Annotated in this window: 20 protein-coding genes; 8 read left to right on the top strand and 12 right to left on the bottom strand. The window is 74.4% G+C overall.

Annotated features, from left to right (window positions below; all coding sequences use genetic code 11):
• The first annotated feature begins 69 nt into the window (after positions 1-69).
• A complete protein-coding gene (locus IH26_RS0108985) occupies positions 70-1,224 on the top strand; it encodes a response regulator (protein WP_051807804.1) in 1,155 nt (384 codons plus the stop codon).
• Position 1,225: 1 nt separating this feature from the next.
• Here the strand turns inward: IH26_RS0108985 and IH26_RS0108980 are convergent, their stop codons facing one another.
• From IH26_RS0108980 to IH26_RS0108970, 3 genes are all read right to left on the bottom strand, one after another.
• Complete coding sequence (locus IH26_RS0108980) at positions 1,226-6,376, bottom strand: diguanylate cyclase (RefSeq protein ID WP_030435667.1); 5,151 nt, start codon at positions 6,374-6,376, stop codon at positions 1,226-1,228.
• 64 nt (positions 6,377-6,440) lie between these two features.
• Positions 6,441-8,339, bottom strand: coding sequence for a putative bifunctional diguanylate cyclase/phosphodiesterase (locus tag IH26_RS0108975; protein WP_169789736.1), 1,899 nt, complete (start codon positions 8,337-8,339; stop codon positions 6,441-6,443).
• A gap of 65 nt (positions 8,340-8,404) precedes the next feature.
• Entirely contained in the window at positions 8,405-9,541 is a 1,137-nt protein-coding gene (locus tag IH26_RS0108970) for an acyl-CoA dehydrogenase family protein (RefSeq protein WP_030435665.1), read from the bottom strand.
• A gap of 46 nt (positions 9,542-9,587) precedes the next feature.
• Here IH26_RS0108970 and IH26_RS0108965 point away from each other — a divergent pair, with 46 nt between their 5' ends.
• Complete coding sequence (locus IH26_RS0108965; RefSeq protein ID WP_030435664.1) at positions 9,588-10,511, top strand: 5'-3' exonuclease; 924 nt, start codon at positions 9,588-9,590, stop codon at positions 10,509-10,511.
• Positions 10,512-10,515: 4 nt separating this feature from the next.
• On the opposite strand, the gene glsA is transcribed toward IH26_RS0108965, so the two are convergent.
• Positions 10,516-11,499, bottom strand: a complete 984-nt coding sequence (gene glsA, locus IH26_RS0108960) for a glutaminase A (RefSeq protein WP_030435663.1) — start codon at positions 11,497-11,499, stop codon at positions 10,516-10,518.
• Positions 11,500-11,503: 4 nt separating this feature from the next.
• On the bottom strand, positions 11,504-11,980 hold the full coding sequence (locus IH26_RS0108955; RefSeq protein WP_030435662.1) for a GNAT family N-acetyltransferase: 477 nt from the start codon (positions 11,978-11,980) through the stop codon (positions 11,504-11,506).
• 58 nt (positions 11,981-12,038) lie between these two features.
• Between IH26_RS0108955 and IH26_RS0108950 the strand changes: the two genes are divergently transcribed.
• Positions 12,039-12,584, top strand: a complete 546-nt coding sequence (locus IH26_RS0108950; protein WP_030435661.1) for a TetR/AcrR family transcriptional regulator — start codon at positions 12,039-12,041, stop codon at positions 12,582-12,584.
• On the opposite strand, the gene IH26_RS0108945 is transcribed toward IH26_RS0108950, so the two are convergent.
• Positions 12,585-13,106 carry a hypothetical protein gene (locus tag IH26_RS0108945; RefSeq protein WP_030435660.1) on the bottom strand — a complete coding sequence of 174 codons (522 nt, stop codon included), beginning with the start codon at positions 13,104-13,106 and terminating at the stop codon, positions 12,585-12,587. It abuts the gene before it with no gap.
• Positions 13,107-13,241: 135 nt separating this feature from the next.
• On the opposite strand from IH26_RS0108945, the gene IH26_RS0108940 reads away from it, so the two are divergent.
• Positions 13,242-13,721, top strand: coding sequence for an Lrp/AsnC family transcriptional regulator (locus tag IH26_RS0108940; protein ID WP_030435659.1), 480 nt, complete (start codon positions 13,242-13,244; stop codon positions 13,719-13,721).
• A 654-nt stretch (positions 13,722-14,375) separates the two neighbouring features.
• Here the strand turns inward: IH26_RS0108940 and IH26_RS0108935 are convergent.
• Complete coding sequence (locus IH26_RS0108935; RefSeq protein ID WP_245665051.1) at positions 14,376-15,086, bottom strand: TetR/AcrR family transcriptional regulator; 711 nt, start codon at positions 15,084-15,086, stop codon at positions 14,376-14,378.
• Positions 15,087-15,135: 49 nt separating this feature from the next.
• On the opposite strand from IH26_RS0108935, the gene IH26_RS0108930 reads away from it, so the two are divergent.
• A complete protein-coding gene (locus IH26_RS0108930) occupies positions 15,136-16,032 on the top strand; it encodes an NADP-dependent oxidoreductase (protein ID WP_030435657.1) in 897 nt (298 codons plus the stop codon).
• Between the two features lie 5 nt (positions 16,033-16,037).
• Here IH26_RS0108930 and IH26_RS0108925 read toward each other — a convergent pair whose 3' ends face one another.
• The 4 genes from IH26_RS0108925 to IH26_RS0108910 all read right to left on the bottom strand — a co-directional run bounded on the left by IH26_RS0108925 (position 16,038) and on the right by IH26_RS0108910 (position 20,232).
• Positions 16,038-18,212 carry an FtsX-like permease family protein gene (locus IH26_RS0108925; protein ID WP_030435656.1) on the bottom strand — a complete coding sequence of 725 codons (2,175 nt, stop codon included), beginning with the start codon at positions 18,210-18,212 and terminating at the stop codon, positions 16,038-16,040.
• Positions 18,209-18,886 (bottom strand): ABC transporter ATP-binding protein, encoded by a 678-nt coding sequence (locus IH26_RS0108920; RefSeq protein WP_030435655.1) that lies wholly within the window; start codon positions 18,884-18,886, stop codon positions 18,209-18,211. The genes IH26_RS0108925 and IH26_RS0108920 overlap by 4 nt, the downstream gene beginning before the upstream one ends.
• A complete protein-coding gene (locus IH26_RS0108915) occupies positions 18,883-19,407 on the bottom strand; it encodes a PadR family transcriptional regulator (RefSeq protein ID WP_030435654.1) in 525 nt (174 codons plus the stop codon). The genes IH26_RS0108920 and IH26_RS0108915 overlap by 4 nt, the downstream gene beginning before the upstream one ends.
• A gap of 87 nt (positions 19,408-19,494) precedes the next feature.
• Positions 19,495-20,232 (bottom strand): class I SAM-dependent methyltransferase, encoded by a 738-nt coding sequence (locus IH26_RS0108910; RefSeq protein ID WP_030435653.1) that lies wholly within the window; start codon positions 20,230-20,232, stop codon positions 19,495-19,497.
• 80 nt (positions 20,233-20,312) lie between these two features.
• Between IH26_RS0108910 and IH26_RS0108905 the strand changes: the two genes are divergently transcribed.
• On the top strand, positions 20,313-20,504 hold the full coding sequence (locus IH26_RS0108905; protein WP_030435652.1) for a CsbD family protein: 192 nt from the start codon (positions 20,313-20,315) through the stop codon (positions 20,502-20,504).
• 63 nt (positions 20,505-20,567) lie between these two features.
• On the opposite strand, the gene IH26_RS0108900 is transcribed toward IH26_RS0108905, so the two are convergent.
• Positions 20,568-21,923 (bottom strand): KamA family radical SAM protein, encoded by a 1,356-nt coding sequence (locus IH26_RS0108900; protein ID WP_051807801.1) that lies wholly within the window; start codon positions 21,921-21,923, stop codon positions 20,568-20,570.
• Between the two features lie 121 nt (positions 21,924-22,044).
• On the opposite strand from IH26_RS0108900, the gene kdd reads away from it, so the two are divergent.
• The gene (kdd, locus tag IH26_RS0108895) at positions 22,045-23,115 is read left to right on the top strand and encodes an L-erythro-3,5-diaminohexanoate dehydrogenase (protein ID WP_030435650.1); all 1,071 of its coding nucleotides are present in this window, start codon (positions 22,045-22,047) and stop codon (positions 23,113-23,115) included.
• Between the two features lie 5 nt (positions 23,116-23,120).
• Positions 23,121-24,662, top strand: a complete 1,542-nt coding sequence (locus IH26_RS0108890; RefSeq protein WP_030435649.1) for an amidohydrolase — start codon at positions 23,121-23,123, stop codon at positions 24,660-24,662.

Raw genomic sequence — 24,662 nt, 5'->3', positions numbered from 1 at the left:
TTTCCGCGCCGATGGGTAGATCGTCCGCAAAACGCACCGACTCGGCACGCGACGGAACCAAGGGGAGCCATGACGGACCGGCCACGCATCCTCTGCCTCGACGACGAGACATCGGTTCTCGACGGGCTCCGGCGTACGCTCCGCACCAGCTACGACGTGGTCACCACCACGGACCCGGCCGAGGCGCTCGCGATCCTGAACGAGCACCGGTACGACCCGTTCTCGGTGTTCGTCTCCGACATGCGGATGCCCGGCATGACCGGCATCAGCGTGCTGGAACGGGCCCAGGAGGTGGCCCCGGACACCACCCGCATCCTGCTCACCGGCGACGCCGACGTGCAGGGCGCGGTCGGCGCGATCAACCGCGGCAACGTCTTCCGCTTCATTCTCAAGCCCTGCCCGCCGGATCCGCTGCGCGCGGCCATCGCCGCCGCCGACGAGCAGCACCGGCTGATCATGGCCGAGCGGGAGCTGCTGCAGGACACCCTCAAGGGCTGCATCGACGCCCTGATGGACACCCTGGCGATGGCGCAGCCGGCGTTGTTCAGCCGGGCCGGCCGCCTGCGCCGCCTCGCGCAGGACGTCTGCGTTCTGCTGGAGGTGCCCAACGCCTGGCAGGTGGAGATGGCCGCGCAGCTCGGCGAGATCGGCGCCATCACGCTGCCGCCCACGGCGCTCGACGCGCTGCAGAGCGGCACGCCGGCCGACGAGACCGAGGCCGAGATGCTGGCCGCGCTCCCCAGGCTGGCCGACAACGTCCTGTCCCGCATCCCCCGCCTCGAGGCGGTCCGCGAGATCATTCGCCACCAGCTGGCGACCGACCGCACCCCGGTCACGCCGATGGCCCCCGAGGCCTCCGAGGCGGCCCACTTGCTGCAGGCGGTGCGCGAGTACGACGCCCTGGTCTACCGCGGCACGCCGGCCGACCTGGCGCTGGCCACCCTGTCGTTCCGCAAGACGCACGACGTCGACCTCGTCGCCGCGCTCGCGAAGGTCGGCGGCATGCGGCTGCCGCGCGAGGCGGTCCGCGAGGTGACCATCGACGAACTGCTCATCGGCCACGAGCTCGCCGACGACCTGCACACCGCCAAGGGCCTGCTGCTGGTGTCCCGCGGACAGGTCATCACCGAGCAGATCCTGACCCGGGTACGCAACTTCCACGCGTCCACCGGCCTGCAGGGCAAGATCCTGGTGGCCGACACCGAGCTGCGCACCGACGTGTGACTCATCCGGTCAGCGTCACCCGGTCCCGGCCGCCCCGCTTCGACCGGTAGAGCCCGTCGTCCGCGCGGCCGAGGAGGTCCTCCACCGAGCCGTCGCCCGGGCCGAGGCTGGCGACCCCGAGGCTGATCGTGACGGTCAGCGGTCCGGCCGCGGTCTCGACGGGGCGGCCGCCGACCGCCTCGCGCAGCCGCTCGGCCAGGATCACCGCGCCGTCCGCCGCGGTGTCCGGGAGCACCATCGCGAACTCCTCGCCCCCGTAGCGGCCGGCCAGGTCGGTGGTGCGGATCGCGGCGGCCAGCCGCCCGGCGACCGCCGCGATCACCTGGTCGCCGACCGCGTGCCCGTGCCGGTCGTTGATCTGCTTGAAGTGGTCGATGTCGACCATCACCGCGGACATCGGGCCGGTGCGGCGGCGGGCCAGGGCCAGCTCGCGGACGGCCAGCGTGAAGAAGTGCCGCCGGTTGTTCAGCCCGGTCAGCCCGTCGGTCGTGGCCAGGTGCTCCACCTCGGCGAACAGGCGCGCGTTCTCGTACGCGATCATGCCCTGCCCGGCCAGCGCGGCGCCGACCTCCAGCTGCGCCTCCCCGAAGCCGGCCGGGTCGGCCGCGGTCAGCACGACCACGCCCACCGCGCCGTCCCGCGCCCGCAGCGGCAGGGCGAGCCAGCCCGCGCCCGCCGCTGCCCCGAACGGCGCCGGCGAGGCGGCGTCGCCGCGCACCGGCCCACCGGCGGCCAGCAGCGGAGCGAACCGCCGGTCGCCGGCCGGGACCGGTTCCCCGGGCTCGTGCCGCTCGTCCCACGGCTGCAGCTTCTCCCCGTCCAGCACCGCCAGCCACGACGGGCCGGCCGGCAGCGCCCGGCGCAGTGTCTCGTGCAGCCGGCGCAGCACGCCGGCCGGGTCGAGCGTGCCGGAGAGGTACGCCGTCGCGTCCCGCATGGTCTCGGCGATGTCCCGCTCGTGCCGCGCCGAACGGACCGCCACGGCCAGTTCGGCCGACCGGGCCGTCTCCAGCGCGATGGCCACGTGCGTGGTCAGCGCCGTCAGCACGCCGGCGTCGTCCTCGGTGAACATGCCCTTGGCCAGCCGGCTGTCCAGGTAGACGACGCCGAGCAACCGGCCGTCCAGCAGCAGCGGAGTGACCATGATGCTGCGCAGCCCGTGCGCCAGCACACTGTGCGAGCCGAGCGCCAGGCCCTCGTCGCTGCCGGTGACCACGAGCGTCTCCCAGCTCGCGCGAACCCGTTCGACCAGCGTGGAGCCGTATCCGGCGAGGGTGGTCAGGTCCGCGCCGGTCGCGTCCCGGCCCAGGTGCGGCAGCAGGTCGCCGGTGTCGCCGGCGAGGAACAGGTACGCGCGTTCGGCGCCGAGCAGCCGGATCACCTCGTCCAGCGCCACCCGGGTGAGCTCGGCCGGGTCCAGGATCCGGGCCGCCGCGACGCTCAGCCGCTCGACCGCCGCCAGCCGCTGCCGGTACACGCTGAACCCGCGGCCCGGGCCCGACCCGTGCGCCGTGCCGCTGGCGGCCCGCGACTCGTGACCGAGGTCGAACGCGGAACGGATCCACTGGGCGCGGTGCGGCCAGCCGTGCCGGTCGGCCACCGCGGCGGCGGTCGCGGCGTGCGCCGCCGCCTCGTCCGGCCGGCCGAGCGCGTCCAGCGCCCGCGCCCGCAGCCGGGCCGCCTCGTAGGTGACGAGCGGGGCGTCGGCGTCGCGCAGCACGCGGTCGGCGCCGGCCAGCGCGGCCAGGGCGCCGTCGTGGTCGCCGCGCAGGTGGCGCAGGTAGGCCGCGACGACGGCGTGGTGCGCGGCCAGCGTGGCGCCGCCGAGCACGGCGCGGCGCAGGTCGCGGGCGGCCCGCTCGGCGGCGATCCGGGCGTCCGGCCGCGCCTCGGCCGGCGCGGCCAGGCATTGCTCGATCCGGCCGTACGCGATCGCCGGGTAGACCGCGCGCCGGTACATCGGCATCGTCCGCGGGCTGATCCGCATGTCGGCGTGGGCGGCCACAGCCCGCTCGAACGCCGCGAAGTCGCGCTGCTCGACGGCGCACCGGACCGCCGTGTGCAGCCGGGTCTGCCGGTCGCCGCGGTTGTCGAAGCGGGGCGGCCGCTGGTCGATGCGGTGCTGCAGCGCGTCGGCCTCGGCGATCCGGCCCAGGGCCGCGGCGACCGCCACGCCCCACGTCGACACGGAGTGCTCGGCCAGATCTCCGTCGGTGACCCGGCGCCGGCCGTCCTCGTACAGGGCGTACGCCGCCTCCGCGTATCCGGCGTCGAGATGGACGAACACCGCGCCCTCCAGCATCTTGAGGTAGTTGCTGGTGTCGATGAAGCGGTCGCGGTCGAGCACCAGCGGCGTGCCGTGCCGGCCGCCGACCTCACCGAGCACCACGGGCAGGGCCCGCGCCACCCAGGCCACGTGTTCGACGATGCCGGTCTCGCCGGTCCGGGCCGCGGCGGCACGGGCCGCGGCGTAGGCGCCGCCCGACGGCAGTCCGACCGCGTTGAGCAGGCCGGCCATGTCGGCCCGGGCCCGGGCGTATTCGCCGCAGACGCCGAGCCGGGCCGCGGGGTGCAGCGAGCGCAGCGTCAGCAGCACGCTGCCCAGCGGGTCCATCGTCAGCGTCGCGTTGATCGCCGCGATGTTGTGCAGCCGGGCCCGCAGCCGGAAGCGGGCCTGCCGGTCGGGGTCTGCGGTGCCGAACCCCAGCCCGGTGCGCTCCACGACCAGGCCGGCGACCAGGCTCCCTGCGGTGGACGCGGCGAGCCGCAGCGGATGGGCCGGCAGCGGGCAGCCCAGCTCGGCCAGCGCGCGGCGCACGGTGCCGGTCGAGGTCTCCAGGTCACCGACCGCCTGATCCAGCTCGGCCAGCCGGGTCAGCACCCGGGCCCGGTCCAGCGCGCCGCCCGCGGCCGCCAGGGCGCGGTCGAACCACCGGCGCGCGTCGGTGAGGCGGCCGGCCTGGTAGCACGCCGCGCCGAGCAACTCGTCCAGCTCGCACCCGGCCACCCCGGCCGTGGCCGCGGCCTCGAGGAACTCGACGGCTTCGGCGGGGGAGTGCCTCGCCAGCGCGGAGCGCCCGGCGGCCAGGCAGGCCCGCCCGGCCCGGCCGGCGGCCCGGCCCGGGTGACCGAGTAGGTAGTGCCGGGCGACGGCGTGCAGGCGGTCGGGGTCGTCGTCGTCGCCGTCGCCGTCGAGCGCGGCCGCGATCTCCTGGTGCAGGTCCCGCCGGGCCGGCTCGGCCAGCTCGGCGAGCAGCGCCGACCGGATGCCCTCGTGCACGAACGCGAGCAGGTCGCCGCGCCGTTCGAGCACCCGGGACGCCAGCGCGTCGTTCAGCGCGGCGCGGCCGGGGCCGGCGACCCGCTCCACCAGCTCCGCGGGGAACACCGGGCCGATCGCGGCGGCGACCGTGAGGATCCGGCGGCCGGCGGCGTCGAGGCCGTCGAGCCGGCGCAGCATCAGATCGAAGACGCCGGCGGAGAGCGTGACCGCGTCCAGGCCGTCGTCGTCCAGCGTCCAGCTGCCCCAGTGCGGGGCGAGCAGGCCGGCGTCGACCACCGCCCGGAGGCACTCGGTCACCTCGAGCGGGGTCGCGCCGGCCCGGGCGACGAGCCGGTCCACCAGCTCGTCGCCGACGCGCAGGCCACGGGCGCGGGACGTGATGAGCAGGCGTACGCCCGGCCGGTCCAGCGGTCCCAGTGCGATGACCTGCCCCTCGGCGCCGGCCGGCGGTTCCAGGGCGGTGGCCAGCAGGAGCAGCGGGCAGCCCGCCAGACCGGCCGCCAGCCGGGCGAGCACGGACCGGCTGGCCTGGTCCGCGACGTGCACGTCGTCGAGGAGAAGCACGGCACCGCCGGTCGCGCGGGCCAGCTCGGCGACGAACCGGGCGACGCCCAGGCTCAGCCGGGCGGGGCCGGCCCCGGGCGCCGGCCGGGCGTCCAGCAGCGCCGCCAGCCGCGGCGAGAGCAGGGCCGCCTCGGCCACCGCGTCGGCCGCCGCGGCCGCGTGCCGGACCAGGCCGGGACGGCCGTCCGGCCGGCCCGCGAGGAAGTGCTCGACCGCGGCGCGGATCGCCGCCAGCGGCGCGGCGTCCGGCGCGCAGCGGGCCCGCAGGACCGTGCCGCCGTCGCGGGCGGCGGCCGCGGCGACCTGCTCCGCCAGCCAGCTCTTGCCGGTTCCCGGGACGCCGGTGACCAGGACGGAGCCGCCGGCACCGGCCTTCGCGCGACGCCACGCGCCGACCAGGTCGCGCCACTGGGCGTCGCGGCCGACCAGCAGGGCCGGGCGCGCGAGCGGGTCCGTGCCGGGCGCCACCGGGGCGTCCCCGGGGCGGTCGGCGGTGCCGTCCAGCGCGGCCAGGTCGGCATCCAGGTCGCGAGCGTCGCGGTAGCGGTCGTCCGGGTCCTTCGCCAGCAGCCTCGCGACGACCGCGGCCAGCGCGGGCGGCGCGTCCGGCCGCTGCTCCGCCAGGGCCGGGGCGGGCGTGGCGGCGTGCAGGCGCAGCAGCGCGCCCGCGTCGTGGGCGAGGAACGGCGGAGCGCCGGTCAGGCAGTGGAACAGCACCCCGCCCAGGGCGTACAGGTCGGACCGGCCGTCCACCGGCCGCTTGATCATGCCGGTCTGCTCGGGCGCGGCGTAGAGGAAGGTCCCGGCGACCGTGTCGCCGGCCTCGACATCGTTGCGGGCCACCATGCCGAAGTCGATCAGCCGGGCCCGGCCGTCCGGCTGCAGCATGATGTTCTGCGGCTTGACGTCCCGGTGCACCAGGCCGACGTCGTGCACGGCGGCGAGCACCTCGGCGACCGCGCGGACGACCCGGACCGACTCGGCCACCGGCAGCGGCCCGGCCGCCAGGGCGGCGGCCAGCGACCGTCCCTCGACCAGGTCCATGATCATGTACGCCCGGCCGCCGGCCTGGCCGGCCTCGTGCACCCGGGTCAGGCCGGCATGGTCCACCCAGGTGAGCAGCGCCGCCTCCCGGCGCAGCGCGAGCAGGCCGGACCGGCCGGCGCCCGCGTCGGCATACACCTTCATGGCCCAGTCCCGGCCGTCCCGGCGTACCCGGTAGGTCACCGCGCTCGCGCCGCGGCCCAGCACGCCGAGCACCTCGACGCCGGGCACGGCGGGCGGATCGGCCACGGAGAGCGTCATGCGGATTCCATCGGCGTGGCCCAGGGACACCTGAGAGCGGCGGAAAAGGTCGGACCGCCGGCGGTCAGGCCGGCCCGGCGGCCGGCACGGTCGCGGGCGTGAAGAGCAGCGATTCGGCGTCGTCACTGGTGAGCGGCTTGGCGAAGTAGTAGCCCTGCCCGAGCTGGCAGCCGCTGTCCCGCAGCGGCGCGCACTGATCGAGGGACTCGATACCCTCCGCGACCGTGGAGAGGTCCAGCGTGCGGGCCAGGTGCACGATCGCGCCGGTCAGCGACGCCCCGGGTGCCTGCGTCGCGACCGCGTCGATGAACAGTTTGTCGATCTTCAGGATGTCGACCGGGAACCGCCGCAGATAGGCCAGCGAGGAGTAGCCGGTGCCGAAGTCGTCGATGGCCAGCCGGACACCGAGTTTCTTGAGATTCTCCAGCCGGGCGACGGTGGTCTCGACATCGTTGATCAGGAGCGACTCGGTGAGCTCCAGCGTCAGGCAGCGCCCGGTGAGACCGGTGGCCGCCAGCACCCCGGCGACCAGTTGCGGCAGATCGGGTTGCTGGAGTTGCCGGGCGGACAGGTTGACGCTGATCGAGAGCGGCTCGTCCGCGGGCCGGCGGCGGTTCCACTCCGCGGCCTGCCGGCACGCCTCGCGCAGCACCCAGGTGCCGATCGGCACGATGAGGCCGGTCTCCTCGGCCAGCGGGATGAACTCCAGCGGCGGCACCATGCCGAGCTGCGGATGGATCCACCGCACGAGCGCCTCGAAGCCGTTGACCTGGCCGGAGTGCAGGTCGATGATCGGCTGGTAGCGCAGCACGAACTCGTCGCGGTCCACCGCCAGCCGCAGATCGGTCTCCAGGTCGGCGCCCTTCTTCAGGGCCGCGTGCATGACCGGCTCGAAGATCTCGTAGCGCCCCTTGCCGTTCCGCTTCGCGGTGTGCAGGGCCAACTCGGCGTACTGCAGGAGCATCTCGGCGTCCTGGTGGTGGCCGACCGCGCCGAAGGCGATGCCGATGCTCGCGTCGATGAAGATGTCCCGGCTGTTGATCGGGAACGGCTCGCGGATGGCCTGCAGCACCCGGTCGGCGACGGTGACCGCCCGGTCCCGCAGCTCCACGTCGTGCAGCAGCATCGCGAACTCGTCGGCGCTGAGCCGCGCCAGCGTGTCCGTCGCCCGCACGCAACTGCGTAGCCGGTCGCCGACGGCGGCCAGGAGCAGGTCACCCACGGCGTGGCCGAGGGAGTCGTTCACGCTCTGGAAGCGGTCGATGTCCAGGGTCAGGACCGAGGTCCGGGTCTGGTCGCGTTCGGCGCAGGCCAGGGCGTGGGCGAGCCGGTCGTTGAACAGGGCCCGGCTGGCCAGGCCGGTCAGTGGATCGTGGAACCCCTGCTCCAACCGGTCGACGGCCTGGGCGTCGGCGATCGCCGCGCCGACGTGCTCGGCGAAGGCGGCCAGCAGCTCCTGTTCGGCCGGGGAGTAGCTACGCCCGGCCCGGCGCGACGCCACCGCCAGGCTGCCGATCACCTCGCCCGCGGCCCGCACCGGTGCGGCCATCGCCGCCCGCACGCCGCTCTCGGCGAGTTCCCGGATCCGCCCGGGCGACTCGGCGTACCGGTCGAACACCACGACATCGTCACGCATGACCGCCTGGCCCGCGGCGCCGCAGGAGTCCAGGGGCGTACGCCACAGGCGCCACGCGACGCTGTCCGGTACGCCGTGGGCCGACACCATCTGCAGCATGCCGGGGTCGACCCGGTCCCGCAGTCGCAGCCCGACGATCTCGTCGCCGAGCAGGTCGTACGCACCCGCGGTCACCGCGTCGAAGACCTCCTGCAACGAGGTCCGCCGGACCGCCGCCCGCTGGACGGCGATCACCCGCTCCAGCATCCGGATCCGCGACCCCGCGGGCAGTTCCGGCGCCGCCAGGGCGGTCCGAGCGAGCACATCCAACCGGTGGGTCTTCGACACCCCCTTCCGTTCGGCAGGGACGCGAAGCATCTGAGCGTCAGCGCGAAGACGCCGTCAACTCCGGGCTAGGTCAGCGAGCGGCTGATCACCAGGCGCTGGATCTGGTTCGTCCCCTCGACGATCTGCAGCACCTTCGCCTCCCGGAACCACCGCTCTACCGGGTGGTCCGCGACATACCCGTACCCGCCGAGCACTTGCACCGCATCGGTGGTCACCCGCATCGCCGCGTCGGTGGCGAACAGCTTCGCCTTGGCCGCCTCGATCGAGAACGGGCGGCCGGCGTCCTTCAGGCGCGCCGCCGACAGGGTCAGCGCGCGGGCCGCCGAGACCTGGGTCGCCATGTCGGCCAGCATGAACCCGACGCCCTGGAAGGATGCGATCGGCTGGCCGAACTGCTCGCGCTCCTTCGCATAGGCGGCCGCGTAGTCGACCGCCGCCTGGGCCAGGCCGACCGCGCACGACGCGATGCCGAGGCGGCCCGCGTCGAGGGCCTCCATCGCTATCCGGAAGCCGCCGCCCTCGGCGCCGACCAGGCGGTCGGCGTCCAGGTGCAGGTCTTCCAGGACCAGCTGGGCGGGGGCGGAGGAGCGCAGGCCCATGGTGCGTTCCGGCTTCTGCGGCACGAGCCCGGGCGTGCCGGCGTCGGCCATCAGGCAGGAGATGCCGGCGGGGCCCGGCCCGCCCGTACGGCAGAAAAGGTTGTAGAAATCGGCGTGGCCGGCATGCGTGATCCAGGCCTTCGTGCCATTGACCACCCACCCCGCGCCGTCCTGGGTCGCGCGGGTCTGCAGGGCCGCGGCGTCCGAGCCGCCTTGCGGTTCCGAGAGGGCGTACGCGCCGAGCAGGTCGCCGCCGAGCATCTCCGGCAGCATCTTGCGCTGCCGCTCGGTACCGTGCGCATACACCGGATAGCAGGCCAGCGTGTGCACGCTGACCGCCTCGGCGATCGCCAGCCAGCGCCCGGCGAGGACCTCCAGGACCTGAAGATAGACCTCGTACGGCTGGCCGGCCCCGCCGTCCGCCTCGGGATAGGGCAGCCCCAGCAGACCCGACCGGCCCAGCGTCCGGATGGTCTCGCGCGGGAACACGCCCAGCCGCTCGTGCTCGTCGGCCTTGCCCGCCAGCTCACGATCGGCCAGCTCACGGGTCAGCTCGAGGAGGTCGTACGCCTCCTCGGTGGGGAGGATCCGCTCTACCGTCACCACCCCATCTTAACGACCGTTCAGGCGACGTGGTGACTATGGTGTCCTGGTGACCGGACAGCCGCTCCTCGCCGTCGACGCGCCCAGCCTCTACTTCCGTGCCTTCCACGGGATTCCGGAGAAGGCGGCGCAGACCTCCGCCGGCGAGCCGGTGAACGCCGTGCGCGGGTTCCTCGACATGATCGCTCAGCTGGTCCGCACCCGGCGGCCCGACCGCCTCGTCTGCGCGCTCGACGCCAGCTGGCGGCCGCAATGGCGGGTGGCGCTGGTTCCCTCGTACAAGAAGCACCGGGTCGCGCACGGCGACGTGGAGGAGGTGCCGCCGGCCCTGGAGAAGCAGATCCCGATCCTGCTCGAGGTCCTGGCCGCGGTCGGGATTCCGGCCTTCGGCGTCGACGGGTACGAGGCGGACGACGTGCTGGGCACCCTCGCCGCCACCCAGCCGGCCCCGGTCGAGGTGGTCTCCGGCGACCGGGACCTGTTCCAGCTGGTCGACGACGAGCGCGGGACCCGGCTGCTGTACTGCGGCCGGGGCGTGGCCAAGCTCGAGGACGCCGACAACGCGCTGGTCGAGGCCAAGTACGGCGTCCCGGCCCGGTGGTATGCGGACTTCGCGGCGATGCGCGGCGACCCGAGCGACGGCCTGCCGGGCGTGCCGGGGGTGGGCGAGAAGACGGCCGCCCGCCTGGTCAGCCGGTACGGCGGGGTGCCCGAGATCATGGCGGCGCTGGACGACCCGGCGGCGGGCTTCGCGCCGGGCCTGCGGGTGAAGCTGGCGGCGGCCCGGGACTACCTGGAGAAGGCGCTGCCGGTCTGCAAGGTGGCCCTCGACGTACCGCTGCCGGCCTTCGACGCCACGCTGCCGCGGGCACCGAAGAACCCGGACGCTCTGCTGGTGCTGGCCGAGCGCTGGAACCTGGCCGGCTCGGCGCGGCGGCTGGTCGACGCGCTCAGTGGGGTGCCGGCGTAGGGCGTCATCGGGGCGCCGGCTGGGACGCGAAGAGGGTCAGCCCGAGCCGTTTCGAGAGGAACCCGGCGGCCAGTTGGCCCCGCACGCTGTTGCCGTAGGCGTCGAGCGGCGGGGAGAACGCGGCGAGCCCGCCCTTGCCCGGCGACACCACCACGATGCCGCCGCCGATGCCGCTCTTGCCGGGGACGCCCACGTCGTACAGCCAATCCCCGGAGGTCTCGTAGAGCCCGGCGGTCGCCATCACCGCCAGGGTGTGGTGGCAGGCGGCCGCCCCGACCAGGCGCTCGCCGGTACGCGGGTTCACCCCGCCGTTCGCCAGGGTCGCGCCCATGATCGCGAGGTCGGTGGCGGTCACCCGCAGGCAACTCTGCCGGGTGTACAGGTCGACCGCCTCCCGCGGCGGGCAGCCCAGGAACCCGTACGTCTGCAGCAGGTTGGCGAGGGCGCGATTGCGGTGGTTGGTCGCCGCCGCCGAGCCGAAGACCTCCTCGTCGAGCGGCAGTTCGCGGCCGGCGAAGCGGGAGAGCCCCGCTCGGACGAACTTCCACTTCGCCTCGACGTCGCCGCCGGGGGCGAGGCTGACCGTGCCGATCGCGCCCGCGTTGACCATCGGGTTGGTACGCCCGTCGGCCGACCGCTCGACCGCCGCGGCCGAGTTGAACGGCAGCCCGGTCGCGTTGGCGCCCAGCCGCCGGCGCATCTCGGCGGCGCCGAACGCCTCGCAGACCAGCGCGAACACGAACGGCTTGGCGACGCTCATCAGCGCGAAGCCGTGCTCGGCGTCGCCGGCCGGGTAGATGCCGCCGCCGACGCCGGCCGCGCACAGGCCGTACAGCCGCGGCGGGACGCGGGCCAGGGCCGGGTAGAGCGTGGAGGGCGCGCCGCCGTCCTCGTGGCGGAATTTCTCGTACGCGTCGTCCAGGGCCTTGATGACGTCGCCGGCCGCGGGCAGCCGGCCGGTCGAGACGTAGGCGGCGTCGTCGTCCATGGCGTCAGCGTAGGGCCAGCTCGTAGGTCTGCCCGACCAGGTCGGCGCCGAAGCTGCGGTGCGGCCCCTCGCCGGTCAGCTCGAAGCCCCGGGACAGGTAGATGTGCCGGGCCGCCCGGAGCGGGTCGTTGGTCCACAGCCGCATCCGGTCGTAGCCGGCCTTGCGCGCGAACTCCACGCACGCGTCGACCAGCAGTTTGCCGATGCCCTGCCCGCGCGCCGCCGGGTCGACCAGCAGGATGCGCAGGACGGCCGACCCGTCCTTGCCGGCTATGCAGAACACGCAGCCGACGCGCTCGCCGTCCAGCTCGGCGATCCAGGCGTTCTCCCGGGCCGGGTCGTGGTCGCCGGCGTAGTCCGCCACGATCCGGGCGACCAGGGCCTCGAAGGTGGTGTCCCAGCCGTACTCGGCCGCGTACAGCTCGCCGTGCGCCTTGATCACCCAGCCGAGGTCGCCGGGCCGGTCGAGGTTCCGGATCATCGTTCCCCCCTTCACTTCGGTCTACTGAAACAGTCGTTTCAGTGGGAGGATAGCGGCCATGGCGGGGGAGCGGCGAGAGGAATTGCTGGAGCTGGCGTACGCGTACGTCCGCTCGCACGGGATCACCGAGCTGTCGCTGCGCCCGCTGGCCGCCTCGATCGGGTCCTCGCCGCGGGTGCTGCTGTTCCTGTTCGGCAGCAAGGACGGCCTGGTCCGGGCGCTGCTCGACCGGGCGCGGGCCGATGAGCTCGCGCTGCTTCGGTCGCTGCCGTCAGCCGCCGGCCTGGCGGCCGCCACCGAGGCCGTCTGGGGATGGCTTTCCGACGAGACCCACCGTCCCTTGTTGCGGCTGTGGCTCGAGGCGTACGCCCGGAGCCTGGTCGACCCGGCCGGCCCCTGGTCGTCGTTCGCCGCCGCCACGGTCGCCGACTGGCTCACCGTGCTGGCCGGCGCCCAGCCGCCGTCGTCGAGGGACACCCCCGACGCGGTGGCCCGGCGCACCGCGGCCCTGGCCATCCTGCGCGGCGCCCTGCTCGATCTGCTGGCCACCGGTGATACTGCCCGAACCACGGCGGCCGTACGGCTGCAGGTGGGGTCCCTCTGACTACCCGGCTCGCCAGCGCGGGCGGTCGTCCTCACTGGCCTGGACGCAGCGCATCAGCTTGCCCCGGGCGGTGATCCCGAACGCGCCCACCGGCTCGCAGAAGGACCCGGCCCGGACGATCGGCAGCGTCGGCGGGACAGTCGTAGGGGTGGGCGGCGGGGTCTTCGTCGGCGGGCGGGTCGTGGGCCCGGTGGTCGGCTGGTGGGTGGTCGGCCTCGGTCGCGGGCTCTTGCTGGGGGTTACGGTCGGGGTCGCGCTGGTGGCCACCGCCGGCTGCACGGCCGGCGTCGTCGGGTCGGTGGTCGGAGCCGCCGCCGGGTCGGAGGCCGGGCCGGCGGCCGCCGTTCTGCCGGGTTTGCCGCTGGTGAACACCTCCACGGCGGCCGCACCGCCGCAGCACAGCAGGGCCAAAGCCAGCAGGCTGCCGACCAATAGGTGCACCGGCTTGACCCGGCGGCGCTCCGGCCCGGCGTCCGGCGGGAGCGGCAGCTGCCAGGACGGATCCGGACTACTCGCGGACATCGCCACACCATGCCCTCGGGCATGCGGTCACGTCGATGGTCCGAAAGTGCGACCGGGGGTCGGCCGTTCCGGGGAGTCGCCCGAGGTCGGCGACGGCCGGAAAACGGTGTTGGCCCGGGAAGTAATGTCTCTGCCGTGGAAGAGATCGATCGGGCGATCGTGGCCGCCCTCACCGTCGACGGCCGCCTGTCGTACACCGACCTGGCCGAGCGGGTGGGGCTGAGCGTCTCCGCCGTGCACCAGCGGGTCCGCCGGCTCGAGCAGCGCGGCGTCATCTCCGGCTACACGGCCCGGGTCTCCTACGAGGCGCTCGAACTGCCGCTCACCGCGTTCGTGGCGATCCGCCCGTTCGACCCGTCGCAGCCCGACGACGCGCCCGAGCGCCTCGCCCACCTGGCCGAGATCGACTCCTGCTACTCGGTCGCGGGCGAGGACTTCTACCTGCTCCTGGTGCGGGTCGCGAGCCCCGCCGACCTGGAACGCCTGCTCCAGGAGATCCGCACCGCCGCCAACGTCACCACCCGCACCACGGTCGTCCTCTCCACGCCGTACGAGAACCGCCCACCTGGCCTTTCCGCCCCCAAACCCCCCGACCCACCTGACCTAGCATCCTAGGACGCGATACGGGCTGTGCGCGGGGACGCGAGCGAAGCCGAACGCCGATACCCGATCGGCGCCCCTCGGCGGTAGTCGACGCTCTGATCGGGTGAGTGGTTTTCGGCACCCCAACGCGGTCGTTTCTGCCCCGCGGCCGGCCGGTGTACGCACGTATCCGGATCTGTCCGGTGTGCGGTCCGACCGCTCGAAGGTCACCGCGGGAGAGCCCACGGCTGCGAAAGGGCCGCAACCGCCGTCGCAACCCACCGGGCGGCGCGCACAAACCCTCCACGATCGACGCCGGACCACAGATCTTGAAGCGCATCCGTTCGCCACGAACGGGAAAGCTCCACCCTCTCGCTGAGGTCGAGAGCCCGGCGTGCCGGGCGCGACGTGCGGCTGGCCGGCAACGGGCAGAACTGGTCTCATGACGAGCCTGCCCGCGCCGGACCCCGTCTCGACCAGAGACTCACGTACTCCCGGACGTACGCACTCCCGGAGTACGTCTGTGGTCAGTGCCCGGCGAACTCGGGGCCGCGGTCGCCTCTCGCGCGTCTCGGTTCGTTCCCGGTGGCCCCAAGGCCGCCACTGAATCTGCGTACACATCGGCGGCCGGTGACGGTCGGCGGCCAGGGGATGTGCTGAGCAAACCTTCGGTGTAGCAGCGAGCGATCAGTTCGGTTCGGTTGCCGGCGCCGAGCGGCCGGCGGGAAATGACGGCAGCTGCCGGGTCTGGCTGTCGCCGGGCGGGCGGGGCCAAGCCACGGGCGTGAGGGGTAGGCGGGGCGGCGGGGGCAGCGGCGCCGCCCCCGGGGTGGCGCGGAACGCCTGGATCAGCAGGGCGGCGAAGCGCCGGGAAGCCGCGACCGCCGCCGCCGGTGAGGGTGCTCGGATGCCTCCGTTGGTCATCAGGACGAGGATGAGGTCCTCGATGACGAAGTCGGCACGCAGGTGGCCGGTGCTCTTGGCGCGGCGGGCCAGTTCGGCGACGTCCCGGACGGCGCGGTCGCGGGCCGCGGTGAAGTCGATCGTGTGCGGGAAGGCCGACATGAAGGCCACGGTGAAGCCCCGGTCCCGGGCGTGCAGCTCGCACACCTTCTCGATGACCAGGCAGAAGCCGTGCCACGGGTCCGGCTCGGCGAGGCCCTCCGCCAGGATCGCCGAGCAGGCCGCCATCCGTTCCCGGAAGGCCTCGTTGACCAGTGAGTCCTTGGTCGGGAACCGGCGGTAGAGGGTGGCCGGGCCGACCCCGGCCCGCCGGGCGATCTCGCGCATCGGCACGTCCAGGCCCTCGGCCGCGAAGAGGGCGCGTGCCGCGGTGAGGATGCGGTCGCGGTTGTCGCGGGCGTCGGAGCGGAGGGAGTGAGGCAAACGGTCCGGCACGGCTCTCACTTTAGCCAAGCGGACGGGGTGTTCCACTACCGTCGCCGCCATGAGAGCGCTGCAATTCGACGAGTACGGTCCGGCAAGCGTGCTGCGGATCGCCGAGGTGCCGGAGCCGCATGCCGGGCCCGGGCAGATCCGGGTGGCGGTGCGGGCCTCGGGCGTCACCCCGGCCGACTGGTATCTGCGCTCGGGCCGGTTCCGGGACCGGATCCCGTTGCCGCTGCCGCACGTGCTCGGCGTCGACGCCGCCGGCGTGGCCGCGGGCGACCCGGTCTTCGGGATGGTCGAGCTCGCCCGGCTGGGCGGGGCGAACGCGGAGTATGCCGTGCTGGCCGCCTGGGCGCCGAAGCCGCCCGCGTTGAGCTGGGACCAGGCCGGCGGGGCGGCCGGCAACGTCGAGACGGCGACCCGCGTGCTCGACCGGCTGGGCGTCGGGGCCGGTGCCACCCTGCTGATCGAGGGCGCGGCGGGCGGCGTCGGTACGGTCGCGGTGCAGCTGGCGGTGGCCCGGGGCGCGCGGGTGATCGGCACGGCCGGCGGCGCCAACCACGAGTTCCTCGCCGGGCTCGGGGCGGCGCCGACCACCTACGGGCCCGGGCTGGCGCGACGGGTCGCCGCCCTGGCTCCCGGCGGGGTGGACGCGGTGCTGGACTGTGCCGGCTCGGGGTCGCTGCCCGAGCTGGTGGAGCTGGCCGGCGACCCGGGCCGGGTGGTGACCGTGGCCGACCTGAATGCCGCCGCGCACGGCGTGCACCTGTCGCGTTCGGGCGGCCCCGGCGCCGACACCCCGGCGATCGCGGGTCTCGCCGTCGCCGCCGGTCTCGCCGGACAGGGCCGGTTCACGGTGCCGGTGGCGGCCGTGTTCCCGCTGGCGGAGGCCGCCGCCGCGCACCGGCTGAGCGAGACCGGCCACGCGCGGGGAAAGATCGTGCTGCGGCCCTAGCCGGCTCATTCGAAGCGGACCGTGGCGGGCGCGGTGAGCCGGCCGGAGAGCGGGAACGCGATCGCCGCCGAGAGCGCCGCCGCGACCAGGACCCCGCCACCCAGGGCGGCCCAGTACGCCGGGTCCGGTGGCCGCCACGCGGTCCCGGTGGCGTGCACGACCAGGGCCGCCAGTGCCAGTCCGAGGGCGGCGCTGACCAGGGCGATGGTGAGCAGCGGCGTGGCGAGCTCGGCCAGCAGCACCCGGCGCAGGTCGGCCGGGCGGGCCCCGGCCAGCCGCAGCAGCGCGAACGGCCGGCGCCGCTCCACCAGGCCGCCGGCGCCCGAGATCGCCAGGCCGCACCCGGCGATCAGCAGGGTCAGCAGCAGGGCGACGGTGACCAGGCGTTGCAGGGCGATCAGCCGGTGGTTGAGCTGGGCGTCGGCGTCGGCCGTGGTCTCCGCCCAGGCGTCCAGGCCGCCCGCGGCGGAGAGGATCGCCGTGCGGGCCCGTTCCTCGCTCGCGGCGCGGCCGTCGGTGGTGACCATCAGCGCGGCCAGCGGCAGGCCGGCGAGGTCTTCCGGGGTCAGCGGCCGGGCGAGGGGGCGGACCGGCCGCGGATCGGCGCCGATCCGGTGCAGGTCGGCCGCGATCACCGGGGCCCAGGTGGGGCAGGTGGCGTAGCCGGTGGCGGCCAGGTCGGCGCAGGTCATCGCCACCGGGGCCGGTGGCTCCCCGCCGCCCGGCCAGGAGCGGGCCCAGGCGTCGGGGAGGCGCCGCATGGTGCTGGTCCGGCGTACGCCGGGCTGCTTCCGCAGATCGTCCAGCAGCTGCCGGGCCCGCGCGGCCGGCAGGCCGGTCGCCTGGCGGCCGCCGAGATAGGCGAGGACCGTGCCGTCCGGCTGGGGCAGGCTCTTGCGGCTCTGGCCGCCGATGACGCTGGGCAGCACGCCGCAGATCAGGCTGGCCAGGAAGACGGCGAGGATCAGGCCGCTGATGGCGCGGAAGGCCGCGGCCGGGTCGTCGCGCAGCCGCCAGCCGGCGAGCCGGGCGGCCGGGCCGCGGCCGATCCGCAGCGTGGCCCGGCCGGCGAGGACGGTCAGCCACGGGCCGGCGGTCACGATGCCGGCGACGACCACCAGGAACGAGGCGGACAGCAGCGCCGTCGCGGTGCGGTCGCCGGCGCGGACCACGGCGACCGGCAGCGCGATCGCGAAGAGGGCCACGCCGGCGCCGAGCGGCACCAGGCGGCGCCACGTCGGCCGGGGCCGCGGGGCCTGCCGGGCGACGCCGAGCGGGGAGACGACCCGGCGCGCGGAGAGCAGCGCGGCACCCACCGCCAGGAGTGGCACGCCGAGGGCGATCAGGGTCCCGGACGCCGCGGTCAGCCGCAGGTCGCCGGGGTAGAAGTCGTCGCCGTCGAAGGGCACCGCGGCCGCGTACGGGCGGAGGAGGGCGAAGACCGCGAACCCCAGCCCGACGCCGGCGGCCGCGCTCAGCAGCGCCTCGGCGGCGCTGAGCAGCGCGGCCTGGCCGAGGGTGACGCCGGCCAGGCGCAGGGCGGCGAGGCGCTGCTCGCGGCGGGCGGCGGCGAGGCGGGTCGCGGTGGCGACGAAGACCAGCACCGGGAAGAGCAGGCCGACGATGCCGATCGCCAGCATGATGCGCAGGAAGTCGTTGTAGCCGTGCCGCAGCGGTGTGGTCGCAAACCCGGTCGCCGACGTGACGCCGGTGTAGGTGGCCAGCTCGGCCGGGGTGTGCCCGACGACGATCATCAACTGGGCCGGGCCGGCGAGACCGGCCGGGCCGATCGTGGCGACCGCCCGCCCGGGGTAGCGGTCGGCGAGCTGGTCGGGCGGGGTCGTGGCGAGTAGCCGGGCGAGCGCGGGGGAGACCGCGTACTGGCCGGGGCCGGGTAGCCGGCTGAGCCCCGGCGGCGCGGCCAGGCCGGCGACGTCGACCCGGACGATCTGCTGGCCGCGGTAGTGCTCGAGCCCGGTGCGGAACAGCAGCGGCCCACGGCCGTCGTCGGTTCCGGTGGTGTGCAGCCACCCGGCCCGTACGTCGTGCGCGTGCAGCGCCGGGTAGGCCACCGCCGCGAACAGCAGCAGGACGACGGCCAGGGCGACGCCGCCGGCGGTGGCGGCCAGCCGGACGAGCGAGTCGCGGCCGGCGATCAGCCGGGCCAGCAGGCGGCTCATGACTCCACCAGGGTGCCGACCTGGCCGTCGCGCACGACGATCTCGCGGTCGGCGCAGGCCGCCACCCGCGCCTCGTGGGTGACCAGCACCAGGGACGCGCCCTGCGCCCGTACGGCGTCGACCAGCAGATCCATCACCTGCTGCCCGGCGAGCGAGTCGAGCGAGCCGGTGGGCTCGTCGGCGAAGAGCACGTCCGGCCGGGCGATCAGCGCCCGCGCGACCGCCACCCGCTGGGCCTGGCCGCCGGAGAGCTCGCCCGGCCGGCGTCCCGCCAGGCCCGCGAGGCCGAGCCGGTCGAACAGCTCGCCGGCCCGGCGGCGGGTCTCCGGCCAGCCGGCGCCGGCGAGCAGCATCGGCAGCATCGCGTTCTCGATCGCGGGCAGTTCCGGGACGAGCTGCCCGAACTGGAAGACGAAGCCGAAGCGGTCGCGGCGCAGCACCGTGCGGGCGCGCTCGCCGAGGCGGTCTACGCGCAGGTCGCCGAGCCAGACCTCGCCGGCGTCCGGCCGGAGCACCCCGCCCAGGCAGTGCAGCAGCGTGGACTTGCCGGACCCGCTCGGGCCGAGCACCGCGAGGATCTCGCCGGGCGCGATCGTCACGGTCGCGTCGTGCAGGGCGGTCGTCGTCCCGTATGTCTTCGTGACCGCCCGGGCGGTCAGCGTCGCGGCCGTCATCGGGACACCTCGGCGGCCAGCTGGTCGAGGCGGGCCGCGGTCAGGTCCATCCAGCGCAGGTCGGCCTCGAGGTGGAACAACCCGTACTCGGCGGTCAGCGACTCGGTGAGCCGGCTGCTGCGGCGCTGGGTGTTCAGCGACCGCATCCGTTCGAGGTGGGCCGCGCGCTGGGTGTCCAGATAGCGGGCGGCGGGCCGGCCGGAGAGCACGGCCAGCACGACCTTGGCGAACAGCACCGGCTGCAGGTGCGGCTCGGGCGGCTCCGGGCGGTCCAGCCACTCCTCGAGCGCGGCCACTCCGTCCGGGGTGATCGCGAAGCGCTTGCGGTCGGGGCCGGAGCCCGGGGCCGGGCCGCCGGCGGTCACCAGCCCGTCCCGTTCGAGGCGGTTGAGGGTGCCGTAGACCTGGCCGAACGAGAGCTGCCGGTCGGCGCCGAACAGCGAGTCGTATCCCCTTTTGAGCTCGTATCCGTGGCTGGGCTCCGGCTCCAGCAGGCCGAGCAGCGTGGTCGAAACTGTCATGTCCGGCACGCTACGCCGCCGGTATTCGCCGAGATAATACCTGTCGGGGGAAAGTCAGGGTAAGCCCTGAGGCCAGCGGGGATGGAGCTATTCTCGCGGCGAATAAGGCAGGGTCGCCCGGGCGCACTCGGTGACGTAGGGCATCCGGAACTCGGTGCGGCCGACCAGGTCGGGGTGGGTGGCGGTCAGCCGGCGCACCTCGTCCAGGACCGCCGTGCGCTCGGCCGGCGGGAGCAGGATGATCGAGCTGCGGGAGGCGACCAGGTCGATCAGCCGCTCCGGGCCCAGCGTCATCGACCAGCGGAAATGCGCGAGCTCGACCGGGCCGAACGGCTCGCCCACCTCCGTGTCGCGCTGGTTCTCGGCGTTGCCGATGATCTCGCCGAGCCGGCGCACCCACGGCTCCGCCTCGTCGCGCAGGTTCCACACCAGGCCGAGGCGGCCGCCCGGGGCCAGGACGCGGGCGATCTCCGGCGCCGCACGGGCCGGGTCGACCCAGTGCCAGGCCTGGGCGACCAGCACGACGTCGGCGGAGCCGGCCGGCAGCGGGATCCGCTCGGCCGTGCCGACCAGCGCCGGCACGCCCGGCACGGCCAGGGCGAGCTGGGCGAGCATCTGCTCGGACGGGTCGACGGCGGTGACCGGCAGGCCTCGGTCGCGGATCTGCCGGGTGAGCTTTCCGGTGCCGGCGCCGAGGTCGACGACCCGGGGCCGGCCAGGCAGCAGCAGCCAGTTGAGGGCCGCGTCGGGATAGCCGGGCCGGCCACGCTCGTAGATGTCCGCGGCCGGCCCGAACGAGTTCGCGTGCGCAGAATGATCGTCCACGGCGGCATGTTAAGCCGGTTTCATCCGGTGCAGCCCGGGGCAAGTACTTGTTGGACGACAATCAAGGAGGCTGTGTACCGATGAGCGCCACCGACAAGGTCCGCAACGAGGCCGAGGAACTGTCCGGCAAGACCAAGCAGGCCGTCGGCCGGGCCACCGGCAACGAGAGTCTGGTCGCCAAGGGTGAGGCGCAGGAGACCGAAGCCCAGGCCCGCAAGGCCGCCGAGCACGTGAAGGACGCCGGCAAGGACGTCAAGGACGCCTTTCAGTAAGCCCCCGCGGTAAGGGATGCGAGGGCCCCGGGACAGCGTCGTCCCGGGGCCCTCGCACGCCCGTTACGAATCGGCCTCCTGCTTGCGCCACCAGTCCTGACCGGACTGCGGCAGCGTGTCGATCGGGTCGTAGTACGCGTACTGCTTGGACAGCGCCTCGTCGTCGTCCTGCTCGATCGAGGTGCGGTAGTTCTTGGTCCAGTACGAGATGCCGTGCTCCCGGTCGTAGTCGGTGAGCATGTGCACCCACCGCTTGCCGACGAACGGCACGTCGCAGACGATCCGCGGGGTCGCGTAGCCGGGCAGGTAGCCCATCATGTCGTGCTGCAGCTGCTGGGCGTGCCAGACCGGGACCCGCCAGTGCTCGGCGTTGGGGATCATGTCGCACATGTAGAAGTAGTACGGCAGGATGCCGGCCTCGCCCTGCAGCCCGAAGCACAGGTCCAGCAGGTCTTCGGTGGTCGCGTTGACACCGCGCATCAGCACACCCTGATTGCGTACGTCGCGCACGCCCACCTCGAGCAGCGTCTGCGCCGCCTTCGCGACCAGCGGGGTCAGCGAGTTCACGTGGTTGACGTGGGTGTGCACGGCCAGGTTGACCCCGCGCCGGGAGGCGGTGATCGCCACCCGCTGCATGCCCTCGACCACGTCGGCCTGCAGCCAGTGCTGCGGCAGGCCCATCAGGGCCTTGGTGGCGAGCCGGATGTCGCGCACCGTCGGGACCGACAACACCCCCATCAGGTACGCCTCGAGCTGCTTCCACGGCACGTTCGCGACGTCGCCGCCGGAGACCACCACGTCCCGTGCACCCGGATGGGCTTTGAGGTAGGTCAGGTGCGCGTCGTAGCGGTCGACCGGCTTCAGCGTGAGGCGCAGCTTGTCGACCGCGGGCGTGCTGTTGCCGACCAGGTCCATCCGGGTGCAGTGGCCGCAGTACTGCGGGCAGGTCGACAGCAGCTCGGCGAGCACCTTGGTCGGGTAGCGGTGGGTGAGGCCCTCGGCCACCCACATGTCGTGCTCGTGCAGCGAGTCGCGGGTGGCGTGCGGGTGCGACGGCCACAGCGGGTCGCGGTCGGAGGCCACCGGGATCATGTAGCGGCGGATCGGGTCGGCGTAGAAGGACTCGGTGTCCGGCGCCGCGGTGGGCACCATCGTGTTCAGCATCTGTGGCGGGACCAGCATCGACATGGTCGCCAGGCGCCGCTGGTCGGCCTCCAGGTCGGCGTAGAACCGCTCGTCGAGCAGGCCGCCCAGGACCGCGCGCAGCTGCTTCACGTTCTTCACGCAGTTGACCCGCTGCCACTGCGCGGACTCCCACTGGGCCGTGGTGACGTCACGCCAGCCGGGGAATCGGGTCCAATCCGGCTCGGCCAGGGGACGGCGCTGGTAGTCGTAGGGCTGACCGGTAGCGGCGGTCATCGGTGCCTCCCGGGGTCGATGCGTGATCGGGAACCAACGTACTGGATAATTTTTCGTCTAGAAACCTCTGGCCCGTAGGATTTACGGTAGGGCGGCTGTTCAAACGCAAAGGATGGGGCAGATGTCGTCTTCTGTGGGGCTCGGACGGGTCCTCGAACCGGCCGGGGTGCTGCCGCAGGCCGCGTGGCGCCTCGACGCGAGCCCCGAGATCGGCGCCGACGAGGTGCGCGTCGCGGTCGAGCGGCTGAACCTCGACGCCGCCAGCTATCGGCAGCTGGCGGAGAAACACGAGGGCAACGGCGACGCGATCCGCGCCGAGGTGCTGGAGATCGTGCGTACGCGCGGCAAGATGCACAATCCGGTCACCGGCTCCGGCGGCATGCTGATCGGCGTGGTCGAGGCGGTCGGCCCGTCGTCGCCGCTGCCCCTCAAGGTCGGCGACCGGGTGGCCACGCTGGTCTCGCTGACCCTGACCCCGCTGCTGATCACCGACGGCCTGGCCGGCTGGGACGGCCGCAGCGAGCAGGTCCCGGCGACCGGCACGGCGATCCTGTTCGGCCGCTCGGTCGCCGCCGTCCTGCCCGACGATCTCGCCCCGGAACTGGCCCTGGCCGTCTACGACGTGTGCGGTGCCCCGGCGCTGACCGACCGCGTGGTCCGCGACTACCAGTCTTCAGTCCGGTCAAGGGTGGTGGTGGGGCGGTCGGATGGGGAGACCCCGGTGACGGTCGCCGTGCTCGGCGGCGCCGGCAAGAGCGGCTCGTTGTCCCTCGCGGCGGCCCGACTGGCCGGCGCCCGGACGGCCGCCGTCGTGATAAACGAGGACGAAGCGGAAAGAATCGGGCAGCTGGCCGACGTCGTGGCGATCGCGGACGCCCGCGACCCGGTGGCGGTCTCCCATGCGGTGACGGAAGCGCTGGGCGCCCCGGCCACGGTCACGGTCGTCTGCGTCGACGTGCCCGGCTGCGAGCACGGCGCGATCCTGGCCACCGCGCCCGGCGGCACGGTGATCTTCTTCTCGATGGCGACCAGCTTCCCGGCCGCCGCGCTGGGCGCCGAGGGCCTGGCCGCCGACGTGACGATGCTGATCGGCAACGGGTACCTGCCCGGGCACGCCGAGTTCGCCGTCGACCTGCTCCGCCGCGACCCGGCGATCCGGCGCCTGTTCGAGGCGCGGGTCGCGGGACACTGACGCGCATGACAGAGCACCCCTCGGTTCTTTTCACGCACGGCCGCTTCTACTCCGCCGCCGACCCGCGGGCCACCGCCATGCTGGTCCGCGACGGCCGGATAGCGTGGCTGGGCGACGCCGCCGACGCTCCCTCCGCCGACCGGCGGGTGGACCTGGGCGGCCTGCTGGTCACCCCGGCGTTCGTCGACGCGCACGTGCACGCCACCGACACCGGGCTCGCCGTCGACGGGCTCGACCTGTCCGGCGTACGGTCCGCTGCTGATCTTCTGGAAAGGGTGACGGTGTTCGCCGCGACCCGGCCGGCCGGCGCGGTCGTGCACGGTCACGGCTGGGACGAGTCGACCTGGGCCGAGCAGACCCCGCCCACCGCCGCTGACCTCGAAAAGGCGGCCGGCGGCCGGCGGGTCTACCTGTCGCAGGCATCCGTGCATTCCGCGCTGGTCTCGACGTCGCTGCTGTCCGCGGCCGAGGGGGTGGCCGGTTTCGACGCGTCCGGCTGGGTGCGGGAGCAGGCCCACCATGCCGCCCGCGCGGTCGCCCTCGAGTCGCTGACCCCGCAGCAGCGGAGAGCGGCGCAGCGGTCAGCCCTGTCCCGCGCCGCGTCGCTGGGCATCGCGGCCGTGCACGAGTGCGGCGGGCCGGGCACCTCCAGCGAGGCGGACCTGCTCTCGGTGCTGGCGCTCGCCGAGCAGAACCTTCCCCGGGTGTACGCCTACTGGGGCGAGCTGGGCGGGGCCGAACGAGCCCGGGACCTGGGCGCGACCGGCGCGGCCGGCGACCTCTACGCGGACGGCGCCCTCGGCTCCCGCACGGCGTCGCTGCGGCAGGCGTACCACGACGGCGACCACGGCCACGGCCAGGCGTTCGTGACCGCCGAGCAGGCCGCCGAGCACCTCCTCGAGTGCATGGCGGTCGGCGTGCAAGGCGGCTTCCACGCCATCGGCGACGCCGCGATCGAGGCGGTCCTCGACGGGTTCGCGCTGGCCGCCAAGCACGTCGGCGTCGACGACGTCCGCGCCGCCGGGCACCGGATCGAGCACGTCGAGCTGATCGACAAGCCGATGATCGCCCGGATGGTCGAGTTCGGCGTCACCGCCTCGGTGCAGCCGGTCTTCGACGCGCTCTGGGGCGGCCCCGACCGGATGTACGCCCAGCGCCTCGGCCGGGAGCGGGCCGCGGCCAGCAACCCGATCGGTGCCCTGCACGCCACCGGCGTCCCGCTCGCGTTCGGCTCGGACTCGCCGGTCACCGCGCTCGACCCGTGGTCGGTGGTGGTGGCCGCGGCGGCGCCGACCAACCCGGCGCACCGGATGAACGTGCGCTCCGCCTTCGCCGCCGCGAGCCGGGGCGGCTGGCGGGCGGCCGGGGTCGACGACGCCGGCGTGCTCGCGCCCGGCAAGCAGGCCACCTTCGCGGTGTGGGAGACGCCCTCCGGGACCACCGGCGGGCTGCCCACGCTGCTGCCGGACGTGGACGGGATGACCCCGGAACGCCCGGTGTGCCGCCGCACCGTCCTCGCCGGCCAGACGATCTACGACGGGTCCTAG

Source organism: Actinoplanes subtropicus (assembly GCF_000721705.1).
Lineage (GTDB): Bacteria > Actinomycetota > Actinomycetes > Mycobacteriales > Micromonosporaceae > Actinoplanes > Actinoplanes subtropicus.
The sequence above is the reverse complement of the archived record's forward strand: the minus strand, read 5'-3'. Positions and strand labels throughout refer to the sequence as shown.

Excerpts from the sequence above, each read along its gene's own strand:
- IH26_RS0108985 (WP_051807804.1), top strand. The coding sequence starts at position 70 with ATGACGGACCGGCCACGCATCCTCTGCCTCGACGACGAGACATCGGTT.
- IH26_RS0108980 (WP_030435667.1), bottom strand. The coding sequence starts at position 6,376 with ATGACGCTCTCCGTGGCCGATCCGCCCGCCGTGCCCGGCGTCGAGGTG.
- glsA (WP_030435663.1), bottom strand. The coding sequence starts at position 11,499 with ATGGACGACGACGCCGCCTACGTCTCGACCGGCCGGCTGCCCGCGGCC.
- IH26_RS0108955 (WP_030435662.1), bottom strand. The coding sequence starts at position 11,980 with ATGATCCGGAACCTCGACCGGCCCGGCGACCTCGGCTGGGTGATCAAG.
- IH26_RS0108950 (WP_030435661.1), top strand. The coding sequence starts at position 12,039 with ATGGCGGGGGAGCGGCGAGAGGAATTGCTGGAGCTGGCGTACGCGTAC.
- IH26_RS0108945 (WP_030435660.1), bottom strand. The coding sequence starts at position 13,106 with ATGTCCGCGAGTAGTCCGGATCCGTCCTGGCAGCTGCCGCTCCCGCCG.
- IH26_RS0108930 (WP_030435657.1), top strand. The coding sequence starts at position 15,136 with ATGAGAGCGCTGCAATTCGACGAGTACGGTCCGGCAAGCGTGCTGCGG.
- IH26_RS0108925 (WP_030435656.1), bottom strand. The coding sequence starts at position 18,212 with ATGAGCCGCCTGCTGGCCCGGCTGATCGCCGGCCGCGACTCGCTCGTC.
- IH26_RS0108920 (WP_030435655.1), bottom strand. The coding sequence starts at position 18,886 with ATGACGGCCGCGACGCTGACCGCCCGGGCGGTCACGAAGACATACGGG.
- IH26_RS0108915 (WP_030435654.1), bottom strand. The coding sequence starts at position 19,407 with ATGACAGTTTCGACCACGCTGCTCGGCCTGCTGGAGCCGGAGCCCAGC.
- IH26_RS0108905 (WP_030435652.1), top strand. The coding sequence starts at position 20,313 with ATGAGCGCCACCGACAAGGTCCGCAACGAGGCCGAGGAACTGTCCGGC.
- IH26_RS0108900 (WP_051807801.1), bottom strand. The coding sequence starts at position 21,923 with ATGACCGCCGCTACCGGTCAGCCCTACGACTACCAGCGCCGTCCCCTG.
- kdd (WP_030435650.1), top strand. The coding sequence starts at position 22,045 with ATGTCGTCTTCTGTGGGGCTCGGACGGGTCCTCGAACCGGCCGGGGTG.
- IH26_RS0108890 (WP_030435649.1), top strand. The coding sequence starts at position 23,121 with ATGACAGAGCACCCCTCGGTTCTTTTCACGCACGGCCGCTTCTACTCC.